9 protein-coding genes are annotated in these 12,658 nt (G+C 45.8%); all 9 read left to right on the top strand.

Translation table 11 applies throughout. The annotated features are described in order from the left end of the window. The 9 genes from rseP to DP120_RS06185 all read left to right on the top strand — a co-directional run bounded on the left by rseP (position 1) and on the right by DP120_RS06185 (position 12,647). Positions 1-1,260: an RIP metalloprotease RseP gene (gene rseP / locus DP120_RS06225; protein WP_112222795.1), complete on the top strand. Its 1,260-nt coding sequence runs from the start codon at positions 1-3 to the stop codon at positions 1,258-1,260. 209 nt (positions 1,261-1,469) lie between these two features. Next, a complete protein-coding gene (locus tag DP120_RS06220; protein WP_112222794.1) occupies positions 1,470-3,179 on the top strand; it encodes a proline--tRNA ligase in 1,710 nt (569 codons plus the stop codon). A 148-nt stretch (positions 3,180-3,327) separates the two neighbouring features. Continuing rightward, positions 3,328-7,635 carry a PolC-type DNA polymerase III gene (locus DP120_RS06215; RefSeq protein WP_112222793.1) on the top strand — a complete coding sequence of 1,436 codons (4,308 nt, stop codon included), beginning with the start codon at positions 3,328-3,330 and terminating at the stop codon, positions 7,633-7,635. A gap of 136 nt (positions 7,636-7,771) precedes the next feature. Further along, positions 7,772-8,260, top strand: coding sequence for a ribosome maturation factor RimP (gene rimP, locus DP120_RS06210; RefSeq protein ID WP_112222792.1), 489 nt, complete (start codon positions 7,772-7,774; stop codon positions 8,258-8,260). 19 nt (positions 8,261-8,279) lie between these two features. Further along, the gene (gene nusA, locus DP120_RS06205; protein WP_112222791.1) at positions 8,280-9,407 is read left to right on the top strand and encodes a transcription termination factor NusA; all 1,128 of its coding nucleotides are present in this window, start codon (positions 8,280-8,282) and stop codon (positions 9,405-9,407) included. A gap of 20 nt (positions 9,408-9,427) precedes the next feature. Continuing rightward, positions 9,428-9,706, top strand: coding sequence for an RNase P modulator RnpM (gene rnpM / locus DP120_RS06200; protein ID WP_112222790.1), 279 nt, complete (start codon positions 9,428-9,430; stop codon positions 9,704-9,706). A 1-nt stretch (position 9,707) separates the two neighbouring features. Further along, positions 9,708-10,028, top strand: coding sequence for a YlxQ family RNA-binding protein (locus DP120_RS06195; RefSeq protein ID WP_112222789.1), 321 nt, complete (start codon positions 9,708-9,710; stop codon positions 10,026-10,028). A 4-nt stretch (positions 10,029-10,032) separates the two neighbouring features. Beyond that, the gene (gene infB, locus DP120_RS06190; protein WP_112222788.1) at positions 10,033-12,372 is read left to right on the top strand and encodes a translation initiation factor IF-2; all 2,340 of its coding nucleotides are present in this window, start codon (positions 10,033-10,035) and stop codon (positions 12,370-12,372) included. Beyond that, entirely contained in the window at positions 12,369-12,647 is a 279-nt protein-coding gene (locus tag DP120_RS06185) for a DUF503 domain-containing protein (protein WP_112222787.1), read from the top strand. The genes infB and DP120_RS06185 overlap by 4 nt, the downstream gene beginning before the upstream one ends. The last annotated feature ends 11 nt before the right edge of the window (positions 12,648-12,658 follow it).

The raw sequence follows: 12,658 nt of genomic DNA, 5'->3' as shown, positions 1-12,658 counted from the left end.
ATGGAAACAGTCATATCGTTTATCATAATTTTCGGCGCTTTAGTTTTTTTCCATGAATTGGGCCATTTCCTGTTTGCGAAACGGGCTGGAATCCTGGTTCGTGAATTTGCAATCGGCATGGGTCCGAAGATATTAGGCATTACAAAAGGGGAGACCTTATATACAGTCCGTCTTTTGCCCATCGGCGGTTATGTCCGGATGGCTGGAGAAGAAATGGACCGGATCGTATTGCAGGCTGGCCATCGCATTGGCGTATTGCTGAATGACGAAGGGCTTGCCAAAAAAATCATCTTAAATCAAAAAACGATGTATCCTGATATCATGTTTCTTGAAGTTGAAGATGCAGACCTTGAAAAAGAGCTTTATATCAAAGGTTATGATGAAGAGGAACGTTTTGTCCGCCTCGACGTGGCAAGAGACGCAGTAGTCGAAGAAAATGGTACTGAAACCGTATTGGCTCCTTATGACCGTCAATTCGATTCTAAGGGCATCGGCCACCGTTTCATGACAATTTTTGCAGGACCGTTGTTCAATTTTATCCTTGCCTTTTTTATTTTTACGGCAATCGGGCTACTGCAAGGGGTACCGACCAATGAACCTGTTATTTCGGAAGTGACGGATGACAGTCCGGCTCAGGAAGCAGGCATGCAGGCTGGTGACCTGATTACGGAAGTCGAGGGCACAAATATTGCCAGCTGGAACGATCTCGTGGACTCCGTTCAGGATGAAGCAGGGAATCCTTTGGACTTTGTTGTTGAGCGCGAGGGTGAAACAGTGGAATTCACGATTACACCTGAGTTGGTCGAGCAGGAACAAGGGGACGTAGGTGTTATCGGTGTGCTTTATGAAAGTCCAAGGGAACAGGATTTCTTCGGGTCATTCGTTTACGGAGCTGAAACAACCGTATTCTGGTTCAAGGAGATTTTCCGTTTGCTGGGCATGCTGGTGACGGGCCAATTTACGATCGATGCTTTATCCGGTCCGGTTGGTATTTATAAAACAACAGAACAGGTAGCACAATATGGAATTTTCACATTGATGAGCTGGGCTGGTATGCTCAGCATCAACCTGGGAATCATGAACCTGTTGCCGCTTCCGGCACTTGACGGCGGGCGTCTTATGTTCTTCGTCCTCGAAGCACTGAGAGGCAAGCCGGTGGATCGCCAGAAAGAAGGTATGGTCCATTTTGTCGGCATCATGCTGCTTATGCTGCTTATGATTGTCGTCACCTGGAATGATATACAGAAGTTTTTCTTCTAATTGAAGAAATGCGGAAACGGCCGTTTAGCTCCGACAAGCATAAGACACGCTGGCGTAGCGGCATGTTATCAGCCGCCTAGCCAGTGGGGCTTATGACTCGAGGAGCTGGCCGTTGGAGTCTGGACAAGAAGAAAAGTGAAAGTGCCCATCTAATAACATAATTAAAATTATTTTTAAAAATTTATCAGTCAGTTGAGGTGTATTTTGGAATGAAACAATCAGCAACTTTTATCCCGACATTACGTGAAACTCCTGCAGATGCAGAAGTAAGATCACATCAATTATTGCTACGTGCAGGATTTATCCGTCAGAATACGAGCGGAATCTATTCTTTCCTGCCGCTTGGCAAACGTGTTCTTGATAAAGTGGAAACAATTATCCGTGAGGAAATGGAAGCAGCGAACAGCGTGGAAGTTTTCCTTCCGGCAATGCAGCAGGCCGAGCTTTGGCAGGAAACCGGCCGCTGGTATTCTTACGGCGATGAATTGATGAGATTGAAAGACCGCAACGGGCGGGAATTTGCTCTCGGAGCAACCCACGAAGAGGTCATTACAGATCTATTGCGTGATGAAGTCAAATCATATAAAAAATTGCCTTTGAATCTATTTCAGATTCAGTCGAAGTTCCGTGACGAGAAGCGCCCGCGCTTCGGTTTGCTTCGCGGACGCGAGTTCCTGATGAAAGACGCTTATTCATTCCATGCTACAACTGAAAGCCTTGATGAGACTTATAATGTCATGATGCAGGCTTATACGAACATCTTCTCCAGACTGGGGCTTGATTTCCGTATGGTCATCGCTGATTCCGGCGCAATTGGAGGAAAAGACAACCACGAATTCATGGTATTGTCTGAAATCGGTGAAGATACGATTGCATACTCTGATTCTTCTTCATATGCAGCGAATATTGAAATGGCACAAGTGAATATTGAGTACGAACTTCCAACAGAGACACCTGAAGAAATCGAAAAAGTGGCGACACCTGATCAAAAAACAATAGCTCAGGTTGCAGAGTTCTTTAGAACAGGCACCGAGAATTGCATCAAGACGCTCGTATTTAAAGCGGATGACGAATTCGTCATCGTTTTATCCAGAGGAGACCATGATATAAATGATGTCAAAGTCAAACACGCAACCGACGCCAAAGTGGTTGAAATGGCGACGCCTGAAGAAGTGAAGCAATTGATCGGCTGCGAAATCGGCTCGATAGGACCTGTTGCGTTGCCGGACGGTATCCGTGTAATTGCTGATAATGCTGTAAAAACAATCGCAAATGGAATCGCCGGGGCCAATGAAGAAGGCCAGCACTTTAAAAATGTGACACCGGGTCAGGATTTCGATGTTGAGAAATATGCTGACTTGCGCTTTATCAAGGAAGGCGATCCTTCACCGGATGGCCAGGGGACGATCAAATTTGCCGAAGGAATTGAAGTCGGCCACATCTTCAAACTGGGAACAAGATACAGTGAAGATATGAAAGCAACGATTCTTAACGACCAGGGCCGTGCAGTGCCATACATTATGGGGTGCTACGGCATTGGTGTTTCCCGTGTGGTTGCAGCTGTAGCTGAACAATTCAATGACGAAAACGGTTTTACTTGGCCGCCTGTTGCCGCACCTTACGATATTCATGTGGTGCCGGTCAATGTCAAAGATGATGTGCAGCGTGAAACTGCCGAGGAAATCTACAAATTGCTGAAATCCAACCGCTACCAGGTGCTGATTGATGACCGTAATGAACGTGCCGGAGTTAAATTTACAGACGCCGATCTAATTGGCTTGCCGGTGCGTCTTACGGTTGGGAAAAAAGCTGCTGAAGGAATTTTGGAAGTCAAAATCCGTAGCACAGGCGAGACTTTCGAGTGGAAACAAGAAGAATTGCTTGATCAATTGCAGGACTTTTTCCAAAAAAGATCTTAAAAATCTGATATGATGAGAGGAAAGCACAAGCTGTGCTTTCCTTTCTTTTTCTTAATTTCCTGTCAGTTTTTATAATGAAATTATTGTCGCAAATAGTATAAACTCAACCGGTCAGGCCGGTTTTATTACAAGAGTGAAGGGGATAGTTATGACAAACCAGCAAGATCCTAAAATGCGTTTAAAGCTACTTCTTCAGCATCTCGATTTAACAGATGATGTACATATGCCTTTTTTCGAGGAGGCTGAATTGACACGGATGACGGTCCATAAAAAAGAGCGGGCCTGGCGTTTCACGCTTAAACTCGAAAAAGTATTGCCGTTGAAGCTGTTTCTTTTATTGAAAGAACGGCTGCATGCTACTTTTTCTCCAATCGCCAGCGTCCAGCTGACAATTGTGACAGATGATGACCAGGCAGATTCAGAATTGGTATCGGCTTACTGGCGCTATGCAGTTGACGAATTGGCAGATATGGCCCCACCGCTTCGTGAGCGATTGCTGGGCCAATCCCCGCAGTGGAATGGAAGTAAGATGGTGCTGAATTGCGGACATGAACATGAAATGATGGCACTTAAGTCCAAGTACTCTGATAAACTGGCAAATGTTTACCAGCAGTTTGGTTTTCCGCGCATCGCGATTGACTTCCAATTAACGGAAGACGACCAGCAGGCGGCCCATGAAGCATTTATGGAAGAACGCCGTGCCGAAGAAGAGGAAATGGCCAAGAAGGCATTATCTGATATGAAAAAACGGGAGACTGACCGTAAAGAGAACGGTGCTCCTGCAGGTCCATTCCAGATGGGCAGTAATATCAAACCGGATGAACCAATCGCTGAAATCCGCTCCATCATAGATGAAGAGCGGCGAATTACTGTCGAAGGTTACGTGTTTGATGCTGAAGTGCGCGAATTGCGCAGCGGCCGTTCCCTTTTGACAGTCAAAATCACAGATTATACAGATTCCCTGCTTGTGAAAATGTTCTCCCGTGACAAAGAGGATGCCGAATTGATGAAGAACATCAAAAAAGGCATGTGGCTGAAAGCACGCGGTTCAATCCAGATGGATACATTTGTCCGTGACCTGGTGATGATGGCGCAGGACATGGTGGAAGTGAAACCACAATTGCGGCAGGATACAGCTTTAGAGAAGCGAGTGGAATTGCATCTCCATACACCGATGAGCCAGATGGATGCAGTGTCATCTGTTGATGCACTCGTTGGCCAAGCCGCAAAATGGGGCCATCCCGCTATTGCCATCACTGACCATGCCGGGGTGCAATCTTTCCCGGATGCTTATGCTGCCAGCAAAAAGCATGGCATTAAAGCGATATTCGGTCTGGAAGCGAATCTTGTGGACGACGGTGTGCCGATAGCGTTTGAAGAACGGCACGCGCTTCTTGAAGAAGAAACTTTTGTGGTATTCGATTTGGAGACAACCGGCTTATCCGCAGTGTACGATACCATCATTGAGCTTGCTGCCGTTAAGATCAAAGGCGGACAGATTATCGATAAATTCGAAAGCTTCGCGAATCCTCATCACCCATTATCAGATACGACAATTGATCTAACTGGGATCACTGATGATATGGTCAAAGATGCGCCGGAAGTGGAAGAAGTAATCCGCAATTACCACGAATGGGCTGGCGACCATATAATGGTCGCCCACAACGCATCTTTCGATATGGGCTTTCTTTATGTCTCCTATAAGAAATATGGCATCGAGAAAAAACACGCCACAATCGATACGCTCGAACTTGCGCGCATGCTCCATCCGGAATTGAAGAACCACCGCCTTAACACGCTGGCGAAAAAGTTCGGCATCGAACTGACGCAGCATCACCGGGCGATTTATGATACGGAAGCCACTTCTTATTTGTTGACGCATCTTTTGAAGGAAGCACACCAAAAAGGGATTTTGTATCACGATGAACTGAACAATTATGTCGGAGCCGGCGACGCCTATAAGCGTTCGCGTCCGACTCATGTGACTTTGCTTGCACAAAATGATGCAGGGTTGAAGAATCTGTTCAAGCTGGTATCAGCTTCCCATATCAATTACTTCTACCGGGTGCCGCGAATCCCGCGTTCACTTCTGCAGAAACACCGCGAAGGGCTTCTTGTCGGTTCCGGCTGCGATAAAGGGGAAGTTTTTGAAGCGGTCATGCAGAAGTCGATGGAAGAAGTGGAGCGTACTGCCCAGTTCTACGACTACCTGGAGGTCCATCCAAAAGATGTTTATGCACCACTGATAGAACGTGAAATGATCCGAGATGAATGGAATCTGGAAGATATCATCCGGAAACTCGTGAAAGTCAGCAAAAAACTGGAGATTCCTCTGGTTGCTACAGGAAATGTCCATTACCTTGATGAAAATGACGCTATCTACCGGCAAGTATTGATTGGGTCCCAAGGCGGTGCCAATCCGCTGAACCGGACGAAGCTTCCGAAAGTCCATTTCCGTACAACCAATGAAATGCTCGATGCATTCGACTTTTTGGGAGAAGAAACAGCTAAGCAGATTGTTGTGGAGAATTCCAATAAGATTGCTGACATGATTGATACCGTCAAACCGATCAAAGACGATCTGTATACACCGAAAATCGAAGGTGCAGATGAGGAAGTCAGGGAACTTAGTTATAGTATGGCGAGAAGCATCTACGGGGAGCAGCTTCCTGAAATTGTGGAAGCCCGTATTGAAAAGGAATTAAAATCCATTATCGGCCACGGTTTCGCGGTTATTTATTTGATTTCTCATAAACTTGTTAAAAAATCCTTGGATGACGGTTATCTGGTCGGTTCTAGGGGGTCTGTTGGTTCCTCGTTAGTGGCGACACTTACTGAGATTACAGAAGTAAATCCACTGCCGCCTCATTATATATGCACCAAATGCCAGAAATCGGAGTTCTTTGACGATGGTTCTGTCGGCTCGGGATTTGACCTGGAAGACAAAAATTGTCCGGATTGCGATATTCCCTATAAAAAAGAGGGGCAGGATATTCCGTTTGAAACGTTCCTTGGCTTTAAAGGCGATAAAGTACCGGATATCGATTTGAACTTCAGTGGTGAATATCAGGCAAAAGCGCATAATTACACCAAGGAGTTATTCGGTGAAGACAATGTTTTCCGTGCAGGTACAATCGGTACCGTTGCTGATAAAACAGCTTATGGTTACGTACGCGGATATGCAAATGACCGGGATATGACTATCCGGGGAGCGGAGATTGACCGTCTCGTACAAGGCTGCACAGGTGTAAAACGAAGCACCGGACAGCATCCGGGCGGGATTATCGTAGTGCCGGATTATATGGACATCTATGATTTTTCCCCGATTCAATTTCCTGCGGATGCGCAGGATTCGGAATGGAAAACAACGCATTTTGATTTCCATTCGATCCATGATAATTTATTGAAGTTGGATATACTGGGCCACGATGACCCGACCGTTATCCGCATGCTGCAGGATTTATCGGGCATCGATCCGAAAACGATTCCGACTGATGATCCGGAAGTGATGAAAATCTTCTCCGGTACGGAATCACTGGGTGTTACAGAAGAACAGATCGGCTGTAAAACGGCGACATATGGAATTCCGGAATTCGGAACACGATTCGTGCGTCAAATGCTTGAGGAAACGAAACCTACGACATTTTCCGAGCTTGTGCAGATTTCAGGTCTTTCCCACGGAACAGACGTCTGGCTGAGCAATGCACAGGAATTAATTAAAAACGGAACTTGCCAGCTGTCCGATGTAATCGGCTGCCGTGATGATATTATGGTTTACCTGATTTATCAGGGACTCGAATCATCCATGGCGTTTAAGATAATGGAAGCAGTCCGTAAAGGTAAAGGGCTGACACCGGAGTTTGAAGCAGCGATGAAAGAAGAAGGCGTTCCAAACTGGTATATTGAATCATGTAAAAAGATCAAATACATGTTCCCGAAAGCCCACGCTGCCGCCTATGTATTAATGGCAGTAAGAATCGCTTATTTCAAAGTGCATTTCCCGATCCTTTATTACGCGGCTTACTTCACAGTCCGTGCAGAAGATTTCGATGTCAATGCGATGGCGAAAGGGTCTCATGCCATCCGTTCGGTAATTGCAGACATCAATGCAAAAGGGCTGGAAGCTTCAACGAAAGAAAAGAACTTATTGACAGTCATGGAACTCGCGCTGGAGATGACGGAACGAGGCTACAAGTTCCAGAAAGTGGATCTCTATAAATCGGAGGCCGATGAATTCATCATTGACGGCAATACGCTGATTCCCCCATTCAATGCCATACCGGGTCTTGGAACGAACGCCGCCAAATCGATTGTCGCTGCCAGACAACAAGGAACGTTCCTTTCGAAAGAAGACCTTCAGCAGCGTGGACGGGTTTCCAAAACCATCATAGAGTATATGGATGACCACGGTTGTCTCGAAGGAATGCCTGAAGCCAACCAGTTGTCGCTGTTCTAGTCAGTTGCACAGCACGGACAATCATGGTATTATTGTAGTAACATTTACTGATAGCTCTGTCGCAGAAGAGTGGGTTCTCCCGCTCTTTTCTGTTTGTAAAGACGTAAAGTGAAACTTTGATTAGCGGGAGGCATGTATGAGCAAAATTACAGAACAAATTGAAAAAATCGCACAGCCCATCATTGATGAGCTGAACCTTGAACTGGTTGATGTGGAATTTGTAAAAGAAGGACGCAGCTGGTTTTTACGTGTGTACGTTGACAATCCGGATGCACCGATCGATATCGACCAATGTGCATTGGTCAGTGAACGTCTGAGTGAAATACTGGATGACTTGGATCCGATTGAACAAAATTATTTCCTTGAAGTATCATCACCGGGTGCAGAACGCCCACTGAAAAAAGAAAAAGATTTTGAGAATGCTATCAGTAAATTCATCTATATCAAAACCTATGAACCTATTCTGGATGCCAAAGAGTTCGAAGGTTATCTGCAATCGTATAGTGACGAAGAAGTGGAAATTGAAGTCAAAATCAAAACCCGCAGAAAAACAATCGTGATTCCAAGGCAGAAAATTGCTGTAATCCGGCTAGCAATTGATTTTTCAGCAAAACCTGATCGATGAACCTAGGAGTGAATAAAAAATGAGCAGTGAGTTATTGAATGCTTTAGAGGCACTGGAGAAACAAAAAGGGATTTCACGTGATGTCTTGATCGAAGCGATTGAAGCGGCATTAGTGACTGCCTATAAACGTAATTTCAATCAGGCACAGAACGTTCGTGTGGATTTGAATCTTAATACGGGAACGATGCTTGTCTATTCAAGAAAAGATGTCGTGGAGGAAGTCGAAGACGACCGCCTGCAGATTTCGCTTGAAGATGCTCATGCCATCAATCCTGCTTATGAAATCGGAGATGTAGTGGAAGAAGAAGTGACTCCACGCAACTTTGGCCGCATCGCTGCTCAAACAGCTAAACAAGTTGTTACACAGCGTGTGCGCGAAGCGGAACGCGGTCTTGTTTTCGAAGAGTTCGTTGATCGTGCCGATGATATCGTCAATGGTATTGTTGAACGCATGGATGCCCGCAATCTTTATGTCGGCCTTGGAAAAGTTGAAGCGGTGCTGCCGCAGACAGAGCAAATGCCAAACGAGTCTTATCAGCCTCATGACCGCATAAAAGTCTACATCACTAAAGTTGAACGCACAACACGCGGACCACAAGTGTTTGTATCAAGAACACATCCTGGCTTGCTCCGCAGACTGTTTGAAACAGAAGTGCCTGAAATTTACGATGGCATTGTTGAAATCAAGTCGATTGCCCGTGAAGCCGGCGACCGTTCGAAAATTTCTGTAATGGCTCACCGTGAAGATATCGATCCAGTCGGTTCATGTGTCGGCTCTAAAGGCGCACGCGTGCAGACAATCGTCAACGAATTAAGCGGTGAAAAAATTGATATCGTTGAATGGTCGGAGGAGCCGGTGATTTTTGTTGCCAATGCACTCAGCCCGTCAAAAGTCCTTGATGTTCAAGTCAATGAGGAAGAAAAATCGACAACCGTTGTCGTACCTGATTACCAACTGTCACTGGCAATCGGCAAACGCGGACAGAATGCCCGTCTGGCAGCCAAGTTGACAGGGTGGAAAATCGATATCAAGAGTGAGACAGACGCACGTGAAATGGGTATCTACCCAAATCCTGATGCCGATATCGAATTGGTGGAATCCGGCGAAGAAGCGGATGACTTCGATTTTTACGACGAAAAAGAATAAGAAAGATAAGGTGATGTCCGTTGGCTCTGCAAAAGAAAATTCCACTTCGAAAGTGTGTAGCTACAGGCGAGATGCATCCTAAAAAAGAAATGATCCGAATCGTCCGGTCAAAAGAAGGCGAAGTAAGTGTCGATTTGACCGGCAAAAAATCAGGGCGCGGAGCTTATGTTTCCAAATCGGAGGCGGCTATTGCAGCTGCCAAAAAGAAAAAGGTGCTTGACAACCAATTGGAAGTGAAAGTGCCTGAGGAAATCTATGAAGAATTGCTCCGGGTCGTGCTAAGAGAGCAGTTGAAGTAAAATGGAAACAAAACAGAAGATTCTCCAAATCCTCGGACTTGCTACAAGAGCAAGAATGACAATTACCGGAGAGGAACTGACAGTCAATGAAGTGCGCAGAGGCAATGCGAAATTGGTATTGGTTGCGGAAGACGCTTCAGAAAACACAATGAAAAAACTGCAGGATAAATGCAGCCATTATAAAGTCGACCTTCAGATTTTCGGGACCCGTTCCGAAATCGGGCATGCAGTCGGCAAAGAAGAGCGTGTAGTTATGGCGATTACCGATGCAGGTTTCGCCAAAAAACTGAAAAGCTTGTTCGATGAAAATAACCGGGGGTGAGCAGATGACCAAAATTCGAGTACATGAATACGCAAAAAAAGTAGATAAACCAAGTAAAGAGATCATCCAGCAATTATCAAAAATGGATATTTCGGTGACAAACCATATGTCGACATTAGAGGATAATGCTGTTTCAAAATTAGACGGAGTCTATAAAAAATCTTCATCCGCTTCAACAGCACCAGCTCCAAACAGACCACAGAACCAGGGACAGAACCGTTCGCAAGGACAAGGTTCACGTCCAGCAGGGCAAGGCCAGTCTCGGCCACAAGGCGGACAAAGCGGTTCACGTCCATCCGGGCAAGGGCAAAACCGTCCAGCTCAAGGGCAGTCCCGTCCGGCTGCAGCACCAAGCCAGGGACAATCGCGTTCACAAGGCAATGGCCAGAGACCTGCTGCTCCAGCAAAATCAGGTTCAAACTTCACACCTAAAGCCGCTAAACCAACAGCAGGCCCAGGACAGCGCAATTCCAACCGCCCAGGTGGCGGCGGACCAGGCCGCGGCGGCCAGAACCGCAACAAAAAAGGTAAACAGCAGCGTCCGGTGAATCCGAATCCGATGCCGCCTATGCCTAAAAAAGAAAAAGAGCTGCCGGCTAAAATCACTTTTACAGAGTCTTTGACTGTTGGTGAATTGGCGAAAAAATTAGGGCGCGAGCCTTCAGAAATTATCAAGAAATTGTTCATGCTTGGTGTAATGGCTACCATTAACCAGGAATTGGATAAAGATGCGATTGAATTGATTTGTGCAGAGTATGAAGTAGAAGTGGAAGAGGAAATTCTGGTTGATAAAACGGACCTGGAAGTTTATTTCGAACCGGAAGATGAAACTTTGAACGAAGAACGTCCGCCGGTTGTTACAATCATGGGCCACGTTGACCATGGTAAAACAACTTTACTGGACTCTATCCGCCACACGAAAGTAACAGCTGGCGAAGCTGGTGGGATTACACAGCATATCGGTGCCTATCAGGTTGACGAAGACGGCAAAAAAATCACTTTCCTTGATACACCAGGACACGCGGCGTTTACAACGATGCGTGCCCGCGGAGCAAAAGTAACAGATTTGGCTATTATTGTAGTGGCAGCTGACGACGGTGTAATGCCGCAGACAGTTGAAGCGATCAACCATGCCAAAGCTGCTGAAGTTCCTATCATCATAGCAGTCAATAAAATGGATAAACCAAGTGCAAACCCTGATCGTGTTATGCAGGAACTGACTGAGCACGGCCTTGTTCCCGAAGCATGGGGCGGAGATACAATTTTCGTACCACTTTCAGCATTAAAAGGAGACGGCATTGATACATTGCTTGAAATGATCCTGCTTGTTTCCGAGGTTGGAGAATTGAAAGCCAATCCGGCACGCCGCGCTATCGGGACAGTTATTGAAGCTGAGCTTGATAAAGGCCGTGGTTCAGTTGCGACTCTTTTAGTCCAGGATGGTACATTGAATGTGGGTGACCCTATTGTTGTCGGTAATACGTTTGGCCGTGTCAGAGCAATGGTTTCTGATACAGGACGCCGTGTTAAAGAAGCCGGTCCATCAATGCCGGTAGAAATTACAGGTTTGAATGATGTTCCTCAGGCAGGCGATCGTTTTGTCGTATTCGAAGACGAGAAATCAGCCCGCTCTGTTGGTGAAAGCCGTGCAACTTCAGCATTGCAGGTTCAGCGTTCTGAAAAAACGCGTGTTACGCTTGATAATCTCTTTGATCAATTGAAACAAGGCGAAATGAAAGAATTGAACTTGATTGTCAAAGCTGACGTTCAAGGTGCAGTTGAAGCAATGGCAGCATCACTTCTGAAAATTGATGTTGAAGGCGTAAATGTCAACATCATCCATACAGGTGCCGGTGCCATCACAGAATCGGATATTTCCCTGGCTGCTGCGTCCAATGCTATCGTTATCGGCTTTAACGTCCGCCCGGATGTGAATGCTAAACGTGCAGCAGAAGCAGAAGGCGTGGACATCCGTTTACACCGCATCATCTATAAAGTAATAGAAGAAATCGAATTTGCAATGAAAGGCTTGCTTGATCCTGAATTTGAGGAGAAAGTTATTGGCCAAGCGGAAGTCCGCAGCACATTCAAAGTATCGAAAGTCGGAACAATTGCCGGAAGCTATGTAACAGAAGGCAAAATCACGCGTGACAGCGGAGTTCGTGTCATCCGTGAAGGAATCGTTGTTTTCGAAGGTGAAATGGATACACTGAAACGCTTTAAAGACGATGCCAAAGAAGTAGCTAAAGGCTACGAATGCGGTATTACCGTTAAGAATTTCAATGACGTCAAAGAAGGCGACATTATCGAAGCTTACGTTATGGAAGAAATCGAACGGAAATGATCCTTTATATGGAATGCGAATTTTTTATACCGTCAGCGCATTCATTGAAGGAAAAAAGGGCAGTGCTGAAAAGCATGCTGACCCGTTCAAAACAAAAGTTCAATGTTTCCGCGGCAGAGATTGATCATCAGAATGTATGGCAGCGCACGCGCCTGGCCTTTGTCATTGTTTCGTCTTCAAAAGAAATGGTTGAAAAGGAAATGGCGCAAGTGCTGTATTACCTGGAGAGCAATCCGTCGTGGGAATGTCTTGAACATCATCAAGAATATCTCTAAGAACGAGGTGA

It is taken from the genome of Planococcus halotolerans (assembly GCF_003289955.1).
In the GTDB taxonomy this organism is placed as follows: Bacteria; Bacillota; Bacilli; order Bacillales_A; family Planococcaceae; genus Planococcus; species Planococcus halotolerans.
This window is presented reverse-complemented; position numbering and strand designations above follow the sequence as displayed.